The sequence below is a fragment of the Chroococcus sp. FPU101 genome, assembly GCF_017312365.1.
Classification (GTDB): domain Bacteria; phylum Cyanobacteriota; class Cyanobacteriia; order Cyanobacteriales; family Microcystaceae; genus Chroococcus.
Map to the genome: position 1 here is coordinate 13800 of NZ_BLJI01000021.1, position 16257 is coordinate 30056.

The 16257-nt window shown below is 40.5% G+C and carries 14 protein-coding genes; all 14 read left to right on the forward strand.

What is annotated here, in order from left to right:
- Positions 1-225 precede the first annotated feature (225 nt).
- The 14 genes from CFPU101_RS16635 (at position 226) to CFPU101_RS16700 (ending at position 16162) form a co-directional block, all read left to right on the forward strand.
- The gene (locus CFPU101_RS16635; protein WP_206816462.1) at positions 226-2157 is read left to right on the forward strand and encodes a glycoside hydrolase family 2 protein; all 1932 of its coding nucleotides are present in this window, start codon (positions 226-228) and stop codon (positions 2155-2157) included.
- Positions 2114-3169: a galactose-1-phosphate uridylyltransferase gene (gene galT / locus CFPU101_RS16640; protein WP_242578045.1), complete on the forward strand. Its 1056-nt coding sequence runs from the start codon at positions 2114-2116 to the stop codon at positions 3167-3169. The genes CFPU101_RS16635 and galT overlap by 44 nt, the downstream gene beginning before the upstream one ends.
- Before the next feature lie 36 nt (positions 3170-3205).
- Positions 3206-3859 carry a DUF4142 domain-containing protein gene (locus CFPU101_RS16645; protein WP_242578046.1) on the forward strand — a complete coding sequence of 218 codons (654 nt, stop codon included), beginning with the start codon at positions 3206-3208 and terminating at the stop codon, positions 3857-3859.
- 5 nt (positions 3860-3864) lie between these two features.
- Entirely contained in the window at positions 3865-4965 is a 1101-nt protein-coding gene (locus CFPU101_RS16650) for a Xaa-Pro peptidase family protein (protein WP_206816464.1), read from the forward strand.
- 4 nt (positions 4966-4969) lie between these two features.
- A complete protein-coding gene (gene galK, locus CFPU101_RS16655) occupies positions 4970-6049 on the forward strand; it encodes a galactokinase (RefSeq protein ID WP_206816465.1) in 1080 nt (359 codons plus the stop codon).
- A 101-nt stretch (positions 6050-6150) separates the two neighbouring features.
- Positions 6151-7317 carry a zinc-dependent alcohol dehydrogenase gene (locus CFPU101_RS16660; protein WP_206816466.1) on the forward strand — a complete coding sequence of 389 codons (1167 nt, stop codon included), beginning with the start codon at positions 6151-6153 and terminating at the stop codon, positions 7315-7317.
- A gap of 161 nt (positions 7318-7478) precedes the next feature.
- A complete protein-coding gene (locus CFPU101_RS16665) occupies positions 7479-7619 on the forward strand; it encodes a Photosystem I reaction center subunit IX (protein ID WP_206816467.1) in 141 nt (46 codons plus the stop codon).
- Between the two features lie 1612 nt (positions 7620-9231).
- The gene (locus CFPU101_RS16670) at positions 9232-11262 is read left to right on the forward strand and encodes a PKD domain-containing protein (RefSeq protein WP_206816468.1); all 2031 of its coding nucleotides are present in this window, start codon (positions 9232-9234) and stop codon (positions 11260-11262) included.
- A gap of 190 nt (positions 11263-11452) precedes the next feature.
- Positions 11453-11929 (forward strand): DUF2243 domain-containing protein, encoded by a 477-nt coding sequence (locus CFPU101_RS16675; protein WP_206816469.1) that lies wholly within the window; start codon positions 11453-11455, stop codon positions 11927-11929.
- Positions 11930-12015: 86 nt separating this feature from the next.
- Entirely contained in the window at positions 12016-12594 is a 579-nt protein-coding gene (locus CFPU101_RS16680) for a TetR/AcrR family transcriptional regulator (protein WP_206816470.1), read from the forward strand.
- An 8-nt stretch (positions 12595-12602) separates the two neighbouring features.
- Positions 12603-13883, forward strand: a complete 1281-nt coding sequence (locus CFPU101_RS16685) for an HlyD family efflux transporter periplasmic adaptor subunit (protein ID WP_206816471.1) — start codon at positions 12603-12605, stop codon at positions 13881-13883.
- A 5-nt stretch (positions 13884-13888) separates the two neighbouring features.
- Complete coding sequence (locus tag CFPU101_RS16690) at positions 13889-14230, forward strand: DUF2834 domain-containing protein (RefSeq protein WP_206816472.1); 342 nt, start codon at positions 13889-13891, stop codon at positions 14228-14230.
- Positions 14231-14240: 10 nt separating this feature from the next.
- Entirely contained in the window at positions 14241-15410 is a 1170-nt protein-coding gene (gene devC / locus CFPU101_RS16695; RefSeq protein WP_206816473.1) for an ABC transporter permease DevC, read from the forward strand.
- 20 nt (positions 15411-15430) lie between these two features.
- Complete coding sequence (locus CFPU101_RS16700) at positions 15431-16162, forward strand: DevA family ABC transporter ATP-binding protein (RefSeq protein ID WP_206816474.1); 732 nt, start codon at positions 15431-15433, stop codon at positions 16160-16162.
- The last annotated feature ends 95 nt before the right edge of the window (positions 16163-16257 follow it).

Consider the following 16257-nt stretch of genomic DNA (forward strand, 5'->3'; position numbering starts at 1 on the left):
TAACTAAGTTTATCGATAGATTAAGTAATAATACTTAAAAACATCAAATTTTTCCAAAAATACTTAACAAAATAATTGAAAAAACTTAGTTACATTGACCGTTTGATGTGGCATAATAGCACGGTCAGCAAACAAAAATTAACTGATTCGTGTAATCTGTCTAGATTATGACTAACTGTTCCCTTAGAGCTACCGTGTAAGTTTGTGACTTTGGGTTGGAAATAGATGAATGTACTAAAGCTTAAAAAATACGCTTTAAGAGATAGTGCTTACCCACGACCGCAATTAGTGCGATCGCATTGGCACAGTCTCGATGGTTTATGGCGATTTGCTTACGATGACCAGAATCAATGGACACAGCCAAGTGACGTTGACTCTTGGAATTATGATATAGAAGTTCCCTTCGCTCCCGAATCTACCCTAAGTGGTATTTCTGATACTGGGTTTCATCCGAATTGTTGGTATGAACGTGAATTTGAAACCCCCATTGGTGAAGGCCATCTGCTGTTACATTTTGGGGCGGTTGATTATCATGCTAAAGTTTGGGTCAATGATCAGTATGTCGGCGAACATGAGGGGGGTCATACTCCTTTTAAGTTTGATATTACATCGGCTCTGAATGAGAGTAAGACCACTAAAGTGACAGTTTGGGCTCAAGATGATCCTCTTGATCTAGCTAAACCTCGCGGTAAACAAGATTGGCAATTAGAACCCCATAGCATCTGGTATCCTCGCACTTCGGGTATCTGGCAAACCGTCTGGTTAGAGTGGGTGGGTGAAACCTATTTGGATTGTCTTCGCTGGACACCGCATTTTGAACGTTGGGAAATTGGGTTTGAGGCGTTTGTCGTCGGACAACAACTGAATAACCTACAAGTTAAAGTAGAACTGACGGTGGGCGAAACAGTATTAGTGAATGATAGCTATACATTGCTTAACGGAGAGATTCACCGACGGATTGCCCTTTCTGACCCTGGAATTGATGATTATCGCAACGAATTACTCTGGAGTCCCGAAAAACCGACCCTGATCCAAGCCGACATTCAACTATGGGATGGTCACGAACTCCTCGATCATGTTAAATCCTACACCGCAATGCGAACCGTTGAAATCCAACGGGATCGCTTTACCCTCAATGGTCGTCCCTATTATCTCCGCTTAGTTCTCGATCAAGGCTATTGGCCAGAGTCTTTAATGACTGCCCCTAATGATGAGGCCTTACGACGTGATGTAGAACTGGTGAAAGCGATGGGTTTCAATGGCGTTCGGAAACATCAAAAAATTGAAGATCCGCGCTACTTGTACTGGGCTGATGTACTGGGTTTATTGGTTTGGGAAGAAATGCCGAGTGCTTATCGTTTCACCCCAAAAGCCGTTAAACGCATGGCCCAAGAATGGACAGAAATCATTGAACGCGATCTCAGTCATCCCTGTATTGTCGCGTGGGTTCCTTTTAATGAATCTTGGGGCGTTCCCAACCTGATCCAAACGGAGGCTCACCGTAATTATGTTTTGGCGATGTATCATTTAACAAAAACCCTCGATCCGACCCGTCCAGTGATTGGGAACGACGGTTGGGAAAGTACAGATACTGATATTCTCGCTATTCATGATTATGATAACGAACCCTTGCGGTTAGCGCGACGCTATGGCTCAGAAATGAAATTATCAGATTTATTTAAGCGTGAACGTCCAGGTGGAAGAGTTTTAACGCTCGATAACTTCCCTCACAACGGTCAACCGATCATGTTAACCGAATTTGGTGGCATCGCCTACAGTCGTCCACAAGATCCCCAAGCTGATAAAATTTGGGGTTATACCAGAAGTTGGCAGGTCACAGAACTCGAAAAACGCTACACCGCTTTGTTACAAGTTGTAAATTGTATTGAAATATTTAGCGGTTTCTGCTATACCCAGTTCAGCGATACCTTTCAAGAAGCAAATGGCTTGTTATACGCCGATCGTACTCCAAAATTTGACCTTAGCCAAATCGCTAATGCAACTTTAGGGAGAGGTTGTCCGATCAAAGGAGACGCTACACTGAGCGCATCCTGGTCATTGGAAGAAGATGTACAGCCAAAAGCTACAGAAACCGGATGGCCGAGTCCTAACCTTGTACAGTCGGCAACCCATTGCGGAGGAACTCACTGCCCCTAGTCCGAGTTCAGAGCCAGTGCAAGCGAATCCTCATTTGCGCTGGCACCCGCTACGTGGGGAATGGGTGGCTTATGCAAGTCATCGTCAGGGGCGTACTTTTATGCCACCTGCTGAATACAACCCCCTCGCCCCAACAACTAATCCAGAGTTTCCCACAGAATTACCTCAAGGAGATTACGATGTGGCGGTGTTTGAAAACCGTTTTCCATCCCTAACCCCTTTAGCTAACTCTCCACCTCATTGTCTTGTTGAAACCCTACCCGCAAATGGGTCTTGTGAGGTTATTGTATTTACCCAAGATCCACAAGCTTCCCTCGGTTCATTAAGTTTAGAACATTTAGAATTACTGTTACAGGTTTGGGGCGATCGCACTCAGATTTTAGGTTCAGTCCCTCAAATTCAGTACGTGTTACCCTTTGAAAACAAGGGGGTAGAAGTGGGTGTGACCCTGCATCATCCTCATGGACAAATCTACGCCTATCCTTTTATTCCACCTGTTCCTGCACGGATGTTAGAACTCCAACAACAGTTTTATCAAGAACAGGGACGCGGTTTACTCGAAGATTTGATCCAAAAAGAAATTGCTGATCAACAACGTATTATCTATCAAGATCAGTATGCGATCGCTTTTATTCCCGTCTGCGCCCGCTATCCCTACGAAGTGTGGTTAGCTCCCATCCAAGCCGTATCAAGTTTTAATGAACTAAGTCTAGAACAACGTCAAAGTCTAGCGAAAGCATTAAAGATCGTCACGCTGAAATATGACGGTTTATGGGATCGTCCCTTTCCCTATCTGATGGCATGGTTTCAAGCTCCCACAGATGGGCAAGCGCACCCCGAAAGTCATTTACACGCTCAGTTTTATCCTCCCTACCGCACAGAAAAGAAACTGAAATTTCTGGCAGGAACCGAACTGGCGGCTGGAATGTTTGTTAATGATGCCCTTCCAGAAGAAAAAGCCAAAGAGTTACAAGCGGTAGCTATCAAACTCGAAGAACCTGTACAGGTGTAAATATCACAAATTTAACTCTAATGAGGAAATTCAATCATGATGAAGCGAAATCTAACGATTATTACTCTTTTTATCGTCGGCTTATTATTCACCTGGGGCTTTTCTATGCTTCAGCCTCATGATGGTTTCGTGGTGGCTCAAACCAATCGCACGAACCAAATGAACCAAACTAGCCAAATGAATGAAATCGATCAAATGTTTATGAAGGAGGCTAGTCAAGCTGGACTCGGTAACATTATGCTCGGTGAATTAGCCTTGAAAAAGTCTAATAATGCTCAGGTAAAAGCCTTTGCTAATGCAGAAATTCAAGAGCAACAACAAGTTAAAAGTAACTTAATGCGTATTGCTCCTCAAACTGGGGCTGCGCTTCCCACGACACCCGCTCCTAAATTCCAAGCAGCAATGAATCGTTTGTCTCAACTCGATGGTGAGCAATTTGATCAAGCTTATATGTCTGAAGGTGGTGTTAATGCTCATTTAGAAAATGCTGCCCTTTTCCAACGTGAAGCCGCTTTTGGGCAAAACCCTGATCTGATCTCTTTAGCTAACGGAGGCTTACCGATCATTCGACAACATTTTAATACGGCTAGTGCGGCGACCGACTATCAGTTTGCTCAAGTCTCTCAAACCTTTAATAATCAAGCCAACGCACCGACTCGTCAAATAAATATCAGACCCGTACCCCAGTAAATATTATGAATCAGTACCTTGAAGAAGTTTCCCTTAAACTCGAAATGCTCCGTCAAACCCTCAGAGAAACTGAGGCGCAAGGAATACGACTACGGGGTACTGATTGGTTTGCCTGGGTGACTGGGGGTGCATCAAACACTGTACTACTGACGGCAGAAACGGGAATTGCAGAAGTGCTAGTCACTTGCGAGGATGCTTGGGTATTAACGGATGAGATCGAAGCACAACGTTTAGTAGATGAGGAATTACCCACCAATTTCAAATTATTTATCAATCCTTGGGCTAATTTAGCCACTCGTGAATCCTTTGTACGGGATGTTACCAACGGTGGGCAGGTCTTCAGCGATTGCCCAATCCCCGAAGAAACGCCATTACCTCGCTCTTTTGACATACACAAAAGTTGTCTTTTGTCAAGTGAAATAGAGCGATATCGTCAAGTCGGCAAAAAAGCCAGTGAAGCGATGACCGAAGTTTTACTGGCGGCTCAACCCACTTGGACAGAATATCAGTTAGCAGGAGCGGGTGCTGAGGCGTTATGGAAAAGGGGTTTACATCCTGCTTTAACCCTAGCCGCAGGAGCGAGAAGATTACCCCTCTATCGACATCCTACGCCGACCAACGAAGCGATCGGATCTGAGGCGATGCTAGTCTTTTGCGCAAGGGGTTCTGGTTTATATGCCAATCTTACTCGTTTTGTATCCTTTCTTCCTTTGGGAGCAAGGGATCAACAAGCCCAACTACATCGCCAAGTGGCTGAAATTGAAGCAGAAGCTTTAGATTTATGTCACAACAATATTCCCCTTAATACCATATACAACACACTGGCTAAAGCATACGAACAGCAAGGCTTTCCTCATGCTATTCGAGAACATCATCAAGGTGGAACAACAGGTTATCTGGCACGAGAGATCATCGCTACGCCAACCACGACCGATCTTTTGACCTATAATATGGCAGTTGCCTGGAATCCGAGTTTACCAGGAGCCAAAATAGAAGATACTTTTGTTCTTCATGAAGATGGCAGTTTAGAGAATTTAACTTTTGATCCAGAGTTTCCCAGTGTGGCTATTAAAGGAAGATTACGCCCTGTCCCTCTAATTCGATAACGCAATGAAATTCCAAGACTTATTTCACCAACCACCTGATGCGATCGCCAGCGCTCCAGGACGAGTTAATTTATTGGGCGAACATACAGATTATAATGATGGTTTTGTTTTACCAACTGCCATACCACAAACAACAACCGTACAGTTAGGAATAAGCAACAATCATCATTATCATTTCTACTCAGAAAATTTAGACGAATATATTAGCCTTGATGACTTAAATTCAATTCCTTCAGATTTTGCGAGTTATCTTTTCGGCTGTATTTCACTAATCCAACAAAAAGGCTACACAATTCCTCCGTTAAATATTTCTGTCCAATCAACCGTTCCTATCGGCTCAGGATTATCCAGTAGTGCGGCTTTGGAGGTGGCTTGTTTACGGGGGTTGCGAGAACTTTTCCATCTAAACATTGATGATGTCGAAATTGCTCAAATTGCCCAGCAAGCCGAAATTCAATATGCAGGTGTCCAATGTGGCATTATGGATCAAATGGCTTCGAGTCTAGCAGATACGGATCATTTGTTGTTCTTAGATACTCGAACACTTGAGCGTCAAGTCTTACCATTTCCTGTGGGTGGGGAAATTGTCGTGATCGATAGCGGGGTTCCCCGTTCTCTAGCAAGTAGCGGTTATAATCAACGACGGGCTGAATGTGAAGCAGCCGCTAAACTACTTAATGTTACAGCTTTACGAGATATTACCGATCCAGAACAAGTCGAAACCCTACCCGAACCCTTACGACGACGCGCCCGTCATGTGGTTACAGAAAATAACCGCGTTTTAGAAGTGCGATCGGGTGTTTCACTGCTTAGGTTTGGGGAATTGATGAATGATTCTCATACCAGTTTACGCGATGATTATGAGGTTTCGGTTCCTGCTTTAGATCGCTTAGTCGAAATCCTACAACAGACTCCTGACGTGTTTGGTGCTAGGTTAACAGGTGCAGGGTTTGGTGGTGCTTGTGTTGCTTTGGTAGTCGCGGGTCAAGCAAGAACGATCGCGGAGCAAACTTTAGAGCAGTATAATTGTATTGGTTTTCAGGGAAAAATTTTAATTCCGGACACTGAAATTAAGGAAAGCTAAATACAAATTTTCAGTCTATTGACAGGTCTTTTAGTCATTCATCTCGCGTTATTAATAAATTATTTCACAAAGAGTGGCTTTTGATCACAGAGGACAAAGTAATGAGAGCAGCCTGCTGGTATGGTGCAAATGATGTACGAGTCGAAACGGTAAAAGATCCGACCATTCTTAACCCTCGTGATGCCATTATTAGAGTGACCGCGACAACAATTTGCGGTTCTGATCTACATATTTATGATGGTTATATTCCTTCGATGAAACAGGGTGATATTATTGGTCACGAATTTATGGGGGAAGTGGTCGAAATTGGAAAAGAGGTGAAACAATTAAAAAAAGGCGATCGCGTGGTTGTCTCCTCTATTGTCGGTTGTGGTCAGTGTTTCCATTGTCAGCGACAAGCATGGTCACTCTGTGATAATTCTAATCCCAATGGTTGGATGCAAGAACCGATCTTAGGTCATGGAACCAGTGCGATTTTTGGATATTCTCACTTATTTGGCGGTCTTGCTGGTTCACAAGCTGAATATATCCGTGTTCCTTTTGCTGACTACGGCTGTCTCAAAGTTCCTCAAGGTATCCCCGATGAAAAAATTCTACCGATCTCTGATGCCTTTCCGACAGGTTATATGGGTGCTGAATTATGTGATATTCAACCTGGAGATATTGTCGCAGTTTGGGGAGGTGGGCCAGTCGGTCAATTTGCGATCAGAAGTGCCTATCTATTAGGGGCCTCTCAAGTAATCTTAATCGATAAAGTGCCTGAACGTCTCCAGTTAGCGCGGGAAGTGGGGGCAGAAGGGATCGACTTTTCAGAAATTGATGCTGGGGAAGCCCTCAAAGAAATGACGGGTGGTCGCGGCCCTGATGCTTGTATTGATGCCGTCGGTATGGAATCTCATGGTATGGGGCCGATGGGACTATATGATAAGGTAGCACAGGCAGTAAAACTAGAAACCGATCGTCCTCATGTTCTTCGACAAATGATGTTAGCTTGTCGCAAAGGCGGTACTTTGTCGGTGATGGGCGTTTATGCGGGTTTTGTTGATAAAATCCCAATGGGTGCGGCTTTTAATAAGGGTTTAACGATCAAAATGGGGCAAATGCACGGACAGAAGTATATGCCTCGTTTATTAGATCACGTGATTAACGGTGACATTGATCCGTCTACTGTTTTTACCCACACCCTACCTTTAGAAGAAACGAAACGGGGTTATGAGATGTTCAAAAACAAAACAGATCAGTGTGTCAAGGTCTTATTAAAACCTTAAGGAAGAGAAAAGTAGCATTTTTTCTAGATCAACCCAGTCGTCTAAACGGGTTGATTTTTTTGATTCATCAAATCTCTAACATTAGAAAGATATTTAATAAAATCTGGTTTCTTAGAATAGAACTCAATTACAGTTTATTTCAATGGCAGGAGGATTCAACAATGCAAAATAATAATGGTCTACTGCGATATCTTTCACTTGCACCCGTACTACTAATACTTCTGCTTTCGGCAACAGCAGTCTTATTGATTTACATCAATTGGTTTTATCCCGATCTACTATTCCATCCTTTAGCACGCTAAGGATATCTATAAAATTGACAGGAGGAACCCTAACCCTTTCTCCTGTTTTGCTCCGCTTATCAATTAGACCTCGCTTAAAAAATCTAGAAAATCATTCTATAATCACGGAAATTTGCCTTAATCTGTATCTAAATGGCATGAGTTTCCGAAAGCTTATTCATAGTAACAGAGATTGATGATACGACGATGATTTACTAAGTACGTGTAGTAAAAGGTAAATAACAAATGAAGATTAGACTTATATTGAGTTCTTAATTAGCACGATCGCATCGTCAAACTTCCTATTACAAAAAATAGAGGTAAGTGCTGAGATGAACAGTTAGCTAATTGATTAGCTGGAATTCATACCGTATTTAACGTCAGTTCGGGTTAAGTCTATTTTGCTATCCATTCTACGAGGGAATAGGGGTTTCAACCAACGATAGAATCAGGGTTTTAGCTTATCCCGAACTCAGGTTATTTAGATCATGGTTTTAATTTTAATTCGTAGTTGTAGATGCCAACAGTCAGATTATCTATTAAACTAAACCGTTTTATAATATTGCGGTAACAACTCGATTAAAGCTGAAAATGTTTTAAACATATAATTACAGTTTAGACAGCTATTTTAACTGAGCTTAAATGATAATCGAAGTTTTTTTGTTGAAAAGACAAAGAAAATTTTCTTTTTTTTTATAGAAGGTAGATCACGCACTTATATATTTATGTCTTACTTAATAAGCTTCATCTACCAGAAGCTTAATCCAAGATACCATAACTATTTTGCAGTTTTTAAAAATACCTAAGTTATATCGTCTTTTTCTTTCAAAGATTACACCGATTACGTCTCTCGTTAGTTAATTGATAAAAATTAAGTTTTTAATACTTTAAAAATGTTACATACTGCTAAAGCTAAATTTATTATTATTTTATTTTTTATATTTTTATTTCGAGACAATGACGATAACTTACTCAATTTAGGTAGCTTCTTCTTAAAGTTGTCTTTGACTTTATAGACTAATTTCCCCTGCGTTAATTAAAATTAGTTTATTGTTTTACAAAAAAAATATTAATTTATTGCTTTACAAAAAATCAAATTATAATTTTTTAAAACTTTGTCAATGTTTTTTAAATTTATTATGATGTCAATTACCGTTTAAAATAGCACAACTCCTATCTAGTCTGAATACAAGCTGCATCAGATATTTTTAAAAATACGTTTTTATAATAGCGATAAATACAATAATATTTATTTTTAAAAACTTGTACATAACATATTTTAAATTAAAATAAAATTAAGCTTTACTATTTAAGATTTAGCCCAGTTCCCATTCTTGCGAAATCAATCTATACAGCCATAGCCCATATGAAGAAAATTTCACAATTATTAACGTTCTCTTCACTCAAGAAGTTACATAATAAAAGAATAGAAAAGTAATCTATATCACATTTTATTGTGGTTTGATTTTTTTGGCAAAATCAAGTCTCTACTGTTTTTGGACTTTTGATCTCTAGCATCGAAAAGGATTTATGAGCAAAGTCAAATCGCAAAACGTGTGGGCAAATGTAAAAAACCCTGCGGATCACTTGCTGGGAAATTCATCATAAAAATTTGAAAAAAAGGACAACAATTATGACTTTTAATTTAAATCTCAATACAATTGTGAGTCCGATTAATGAAAACGGAACAACAACGCTGACGGGTCTCATCACTGATTTAGATATCATCGGCGGTGAAGTTACCCTCGACATTGACTGGGGTGTACTTGACATCAATGGTAATCCTATTACTTCTGATGATCAGACAATTACTATCAGAGACGGTGGGCCTAATGATGCTGATGGGCTTGCCAATGGACGGATCAGTTTTAGTCTAACTCATCAATACCTGGACGATAACCCAACAGCAACACCATCGGATACTTATACCATCCAAGTCGATGCTAAAGAGGAATTCTTAATTGGTACTGATGCCGTCTATGTAATTGATATATCTGGCAGTACAAGTTCTCTAGTCCAAGGTCTGACCACTCCAGTCGGTGACCAAAATGGCGATGGTTCTTCAAATACCATTCTTGATGTTGAAATAGCTTCTTTTAAGGCACTCAATCAAGAGTTAAGAAATCGAGGTCTAGGAAATGTCGCTGAAGTCTCGATCGTCGCTTTTTCTAGCAGTGCTTCTCGGCTGGATATGGAACCTGGAACCACAGGATTCCAAAGCTTTACCACCCCCGATAAAGATTCTGATAACAACGGTATTAAAGATGTTGATCAAGTATTGATGTCATTAGACGATGGTGGCTCGACCAACTACGAAGCTGCTTTACAACAAGCAATTGCCGCAGTCACTACCGCAGGTACAGTACCAAATGGGGGTAATGTCATTTTTCTGTCTGATGGCTTACCAAATACAGGCGGCTCATTTACCGACGAAGCTAATGTAATTAGAAATACTAAGGGGCAAAATCTGAGAGCCTTTGGTGTTGGTACAGGGGCCCAACTATCCCCACTGCAACAAATCGATCCAAATGCACAGGTATTTACCAACCCTCAAGATTTGTTAAATGTCTTCGGTGGTGCAGGTGCAGGTACTAACCAAGATTTTGACTCTATACAGATCACGGTTAATAACGTTGCCCCCACTGTCAACATTGCCTTGTCATCAATCACAATCAACGAAAATAGCTCTGTGACGGTCACAGGTAGTTTTACCGACCCTGGCACCTTTGATACTCATAGTGCAACCATTAACTGGGGCAATGGCACAGGTAATCAAGCTCTCACTTTAAATCAAAATAAAACTTTCTCTGCCACATACCAATACCTAGATGATGGTTCTTTTGGCGGTACACCCCAAAATGGTACACCCTTTGACATTTACACGATTACCGTCAGCATTACCGATGATGATACTGGTGTTGGTACGGCTTCTGCAAATATTACTGTTAATGATGTTGCTCCTGTTTTGGGAACTCTCAACGATAATTTGCCTGGACTCGGTATTATCGTCGAGGGCGATACTCTACAGTTAAGTGCTAACTATACCGATGTTGGAACTAAGGATTTTCACACAGTTAAGTTCAACTGGGGGGATGGCAGTCCAATCAATTCATCTGTCAAAAATCCTTTAAACGGAGGTATAGGTACTGCTAGTGATAGCCATGTCTACACCACAGCTGGTAGTTACACAGCGACTTTGATGGTTACCGATGATGATACTCTGTCTGATTCTGATTCAGTCGATGTCATTGTCGCTAAAAAAGTTGTTCTCGACTGGAAGCCTGGTTCTAATCCCAGTTCCATGAATTTTACTGGCGGTGGTACAATTCCTGTGGCAATTCTCGGTGCTTCTAATTTCGATGTGAGAGACATTAATGTTGCTTCTATCAAGTTTGATGATCAGAAGGATGTACTACTTAATGGAGGTGGTGTTGGCGTTAATGTCCGAAACAATGGCACCTACCAAGTCAGCTATGAGGATACTAACTCCGATGGTTATGTCGATTTAGTTGCTCATGTTAATAAGGTCAGCTTACGTTCTGTGGTCAATCCTAATCAAGAACCTTTCCGCTCAGACCAACAGATTTATGCTTTTGGAGCTTTTGACAATAGTTACTTCTTTGGCATACAGCAAGCGGGTGATCCGATTAGGATTACTGGCTAGTAGGTTTAAGCCCTCACCGCACCTGTGGGGGCCCTAGACATACAGTAGAAGAAAACACATCCGATTAAAACTTTATGCTACTCAAGAGCGAGGGCAATGCTAAGAAGTTCTGTTAAATTGTTGATACGACAAACATCTTGCTTGATCAACTCTCTATCTGGCAACGCCCAATTTTTTAGGCTCAATAATTATGACTGAAGACAGGTCAAAAAAGACGACAAAGGCAGGAATTGTTCTAGGAATTGGAATGGGCGGTTTTGTCGATGGCATTTTGTTACATACGATTTTTGAATGGCATCACATGGTATCCAATTGGGTGCCTCCCACAACGATCGACGCGATACATACTAATATGCTGTGGGATGGTTTGTTTCATGCTTTTTCTTGGACGATTACACTGATTGGTATTTTAATGTTATGGCGTGATGCACGAAACCCTAATCTCGTCATTCCCTCACTTTGGCCGTTTCTTGGACAGTTAATACTCGGTTTCGGTTTATTCAACCTAGTTGAAGGCATTATCGATCATCATATCCTTGCTATTCATTATGTGCGACAAGTGCCTAACTATGCGGTTTACAATTGGACATTTTTGGCGGTTGGGGGTGTATTAGCCTGTGCGATCGGATGGGGATTAATGCGTTCTGAGCAAACCTTAACCGATTAACCGTAATTTCCCTCTATTGTTTTACAAATATTTATGATATAACTATATATAACGAGCGTTCGATATAAAAAACTATTGTTCAACATATGCCTAAAATCGTTGACACGGAGCAATATAAGAAAGAACTACTGCAAAAAAGTTTTGATCTCTTTGCCCAGAAAGGTTATGCAGCATTAACTACACGAGAACTCGCCCAAGAATTGGGGGTATCAACAGGGACGTTGTATCACTATTTTCCAAGCAAAGCGGCGTTATTTGAGCAGTTAGTTGAGGAACTGTGTCAGCAAGACGTTGTTAAGGCAACTGTCGAGATTAAAAAAGCCAAAACTTTAACCCAAAGGTTAGAAGCATTAGGCAAGTTTATGGAGACACAGGAAACCAACTGTATTAAACAGATGTTTCTGTGGATCGAATATTGTCAACAACAAGAAAAAGAAGGGGAAAAAACCCAATTTTTTGAGCGAATTGATGAACGATATCATCAAGCCGTGATGGATGTGATTGGGGTTAAAGATCCTGCGATCGCTTGGTTGGTTTTGACGATGATTAATGGCTTAATTATTGAAAAACTCTGGGGAAATACTCATGTTTCACTAACAGAACATCTAAAAATGTTAGGGGAATTGATCACCGCCCACGAAGAAAAAAACATGATTAAACAATAGGATTAGCGATGACTTTTAAAGCTTTTAAATCAACCAATCCCATCTTAGTTGGTCTAATCCTAGCAGGTACAACCCTCGCAGGATTTACAGCGATTTACACCGTTTCTCAGGTTGGACAAAAGCAGGAAACTCCGCCACCTGTTGAAACCACTCCAGTTGTGACCAGAATTACCGCTTTAGGGAGACTTGAACCCAGAACGGAAATTATTAGCGTTTCTGCACCTTTAAATTATGATTCTGATCGCATGGCACAATTATTCGTCGATGAAGGAGACACCGTTAAACAAGGTCAAGTCATCGCCATTTTAGATAGCCGGGATCGTCTACAAAATAACTTGACAGAAACGCAAAAAGATGCGCAGATCGCTCGAGCCAAACTCGCCCAAGTGAAAGCAGGTGCAAAAACGGGTGAAATTGAGGCCCAGTCAGCAACAGTACGGCGAACCGAAGCGCAATTAGAAGGGGATCGCATTGCCCAACAAGCCACCCTACGACGAACACAAGCGCAGTTAGAGGGTGATATTGCTGCCCAACAAGCGACGATCGGTAAGTTAGAAGCGGAATATAATAACGCTAATGCAGAATTTATTCGTTATCAACAGCTATATAACGAGGGTGCGATCTCTGCGTCTAATTTTGATGCGAAAAAGCTGAGTTTAGAAACCAGTCGTAAACAACTCGATGAAGCAAAAGTAACTTTAAACCGAATTCAACGGACTGGACAACAACAAATCAAAGAAGTAAGAACTAATTTAGAACGAATTCAACGGACTGGACAACAACAAATTAATGAAGCACAATCGACTCTAAATAAAGTAGCCGAAGTGCGTTCCGTTGATGTTCAAGCAGCCCAGGCCGAAGTTGATTCCGCGTTGGCAAAAGTTCAAAAAGCACAAACAGAACTCAATCAAGTTTATATTCGTTCTCCGTTGACGGGACAAGTGATTAATGTTCATACGCGCCCTGGTGAACAAATTAGCGATGATGGTGTGGTTGATCTTGCCCAAACAGGACAAATGGAAGTGGTTGCCGAAATTTATCAAAGTGATATTAGCAAAATTCGGACGGGACAAGAAGCGATTATTACTGGGGAGTCTTTTGAAGGGGAAGTGCGCGGAAACGTTCGTCTAATTGGCTTACAAGTGGATCAGCAGAAGGTTTTTAGTAACCAACCAGGGGAAAATTTAGACCGCAGAATTATTGAAGTTCGTATTAGTGTGCGCCCTGAAGATGTTCCTAAAGTCAGGGGGTTAACCAATTCTCAAGTACAAGTCGCTATTAAACCTTAAAAAAGATGAGCATACTACAAATAACCTATCTTTTGTTATGTATTGCAGGGACAATTCTTCCTTATGTTCCTTTTATCTCTTTTCTCACTGAAAATGGCTTAAATTTACCTTTGTTTTTGGCAGAATTATTCAGTAACTACATTTCTAGTTTTTTTGCGCTTGATTTTATCATTTCATCTTTTGTTTTTTGGGCTTTTTTATTTTGGGAAGGTTCACGTCTACAGATGAGATTTCTTTGGGTTTATGTTGTCTGTCATCTAACGGTAGGGTTGTCTCTGGGTTTTCCTTTATTCCTTTTGATGCGTCAACGAAAATTAGAATCTTTTACACAAACGGTCAAAATCTAATTTAAAGTTTATGTTACCGAAATTTTTACGCAAAACTCCCCTTGCTTGGCTACAGGTTTCTAGAGAAAAAAGCCGTTTGGCTATTGCTTTAGCGGGTATTGCCTTTGCTGATTTATTGATGTTTACGCAAATGGGATTTAAAGACGCACTTTTTAACGCTTCTGTCAAGCCCCATTATATTTTAAATACTGATTTAGTTTTGGCTAACCCTCAGTTTGAAACCATGTTTGCTGTTAAAAGTTTTTCGAGAGAACGACTTTATCAAGCGATGCGGGTTGATGGGATCGAGTCTACCAGTTCATTGTATATTGGTTCAGGCCCTTGGCGAAATCCTGAAACAAATGTGGATCGACCGATTTTAATTTTTGGGACAGATCCGACTCAAAGCATTTTTAAAGTCCCAGAGATTAATCAACATTTGAATCAATTAAAAATGTTGAATACAGTTGTCTTTGACCAAGCAGGACGCACTGAATTCGGGCCAATTGCTGAACTATTGAAGAAAAATAAAACAGTTTCGATTCAGCTTAATCAAAAAGAAGTACAAGTAGTGGGTGTGTTTAGTTTGGGGGCTTCTTTTGCTGCTGATGGAAACGTTGTCACCAGTGATTCTACTTTTTTGAACCTCTTTCCAGAACGTCAGCCTGATCAAATCGATCTTGGTTTAATTAAAGTTAAAAGTAATGCTGATCTTGAAACTGTTAAAGCTAACCTACAACAATTATTACCGAAAAATGAGGTCTCAGTCTTTACCTTAGATGAATTTGCCAAACGAGAAATAGATTACTGGGCGAATAGTACTGCGATCGGTTTTATTTTCACTTTAGGTACAGTGGTCGGGTTTATTGTTGGTATTGTAATTGTTTATCAAATTTTGTATTCAGATGTTTCAGATCATTTACCTGAATATGCCACACTCAAAGCAATGGGTTATGGTGATGGATATTTAATTAAAGTTCTGATGCAAGAGGCTTTGATTTTAGCATTTTTAGGTTTTATTCCTGGTTTTGTTGCATCAATTGGTCTTTATAATTTGGCTGCATCAGCTACTCTATTACCGATTATCATGTCTTCTGAAAGAGCAATCACTGTTTTAGCTTTAACCATTATTATGTGTGGTGGTTCGGGTGTGGTGGCGATGCGGAAGTTACGAACGGCTGATCCTTCTGATATTTTCTAAGTTATTGGGATGAAATAATTATGACTACATTAGCTCCTTCTATTTTATTAAATCAAGATAAATCTACTGAACCTGTGATTAGTGTGCGTCATCTTGACTACTATTTTGGTAAAGGTGAACTTCGCAAACAAGCTTTATATGATATTAATTTAGATATTAATGCGGGTGAAATTGTGATTATGACTGGGCCATCGGGTTCAGGGAAAACAACGCTACTTAGTTTGATGGGAGGACTGCGTTCTGTTCAAGAGGGAAATCTTTCTATTTTAGGTCAAGAAATGAATGGCATTAGTAAAGGAAAAATGTTAGACGTGCGTCGTCAAATTGGTTATATTTTCCAAGCACATAACCTACTGACTTTTTTGAGTGCTAAACAAAATGTGCGGATGTCTTTGGAATTGCATGACGAATATTTAGCGCAAGATCTGGACAACATTGCGGTTCAAATGTTGGAGTCAGTCGGGTTAGGAGATCGAGTTAATTATTATCCCGATAAACTCTCTGGAGGACAAAAACAAAGAGTAGCGATCGCACGTGCTTTAGTCAGTCGTCCTAAGATTGTTTTAGCAGACGAACCCACCGCCGCATTAGATAAACAATCAGGTCGAGATGTAGTTGAAGTCATGCAACGTTTAGCTAAAGAGCAAGATTGTACAATCTTATTAGTGACTCATGATAACCGTATTTTGGATATTGCCGATCGGATTATTTATTTAGAAGATGGTCGCTTATCCGATGCGGATGAGGTTTAAGTAGCCTTTTAAACTGGGCTGTACTTATATGTATTCATCATATTTTTAAACATTATGATAGAGCAGCCATTTTATCAAGTTTTAATAGAAGATGA

Excerpts from the sequence above, each read along its gene's own strand:
- CFPU101_RS16635 (WP_206816462.1), top strand. The coding sequence starts at position 226 with ATGAATGTACTAAAGCTTAAAAAATACGCTTTAAGAGATAGTGCTTAC.
- CFPU101_RS16645 (WP_242578046.1), top strand. The coding sequence starts at position 3,206 with ATGATGAAGCGAAATCTAACGATTATTACTCTTTTTATCGTCGGCTTA.
- CFPU101_RS16650 (WP_206816464.1), top strand. The coding sequence starts at position 3,865 with ATGAATCAGTACCTTGAAGAAGTTTCCCTTAAACTCGAAATGCTCCGT.
- galK (WP_206816465.1), top strand. The coding sequence starts at position 4,970 with ATGAAATTCCAAGACTTATTTCACCAACCACCTGATGCGATCGCCAGC.
- CFPU101_RS16660 (WP_206816466.1), top strand. The coding sequence starts at position 6,151 with ATGAGAGCAGCCTGCTGGTATGGTGCAAATGATGTACGAGTCGAAACG.
- CFPU101_RS16665 (WP_206816467.1), top strand. The coding sequence starts at position 7,479 with ATGCAAAATAATAATGGTCTACTGCGATATCTTTCACTTGCACCCGTA.
- CFPU101_RS16670 (WP_206816468.1), top strand. The coding sequence starts at position 9,232 with ATGACTTTTAATTTAAATCTCAATACAATTGTGAGTCCGATTAATGAA.
- CFPU101_RS16675 (WP_206816469.1), top strand. The coding sequence starts at position 11,453 with ATGACTGAAGACAGGTCAAAAAAGACGACAAAGGCAGGAATTGTTCTA.
- CFPU101_RS16680 (WP_206816470.1), top strand. The coding sequence starts at position 12,016 with ATGCCTAAAATCGTTGACACGGAGCAATATAAGAAAGAACTACTGCAA.
- CFPU101_RS16685 (WP_206816471.1), top strand. The coding sequence starts at position 12,603 with ATGACTTTTAAAGCTTTTAAATCAACCAATCCCATCTTAGTTGGTCTA.
- CFPU101_RS16690 (WP_206816472.1), top strand. The coding sequence starts at position 13,889 with ATGAGCATACTACAAATAACCTATCTTTTGTTATGTATTGCAGGGACA.
- devC (WP_206816473.1), top strand. The coding sequence starts at position 14,241 with ATGTTACCGAAATTTTTACGCAAAACTCCCCTTGCTTGGCTACAGGTT.
- CFPU101_RS16700 (WP_206816474.1), top strand. The coding sequence starts at position 15,431 with ATGACTACATTAGCTCCTTCTATTTTATTAAATCAAGATAAATCTACT.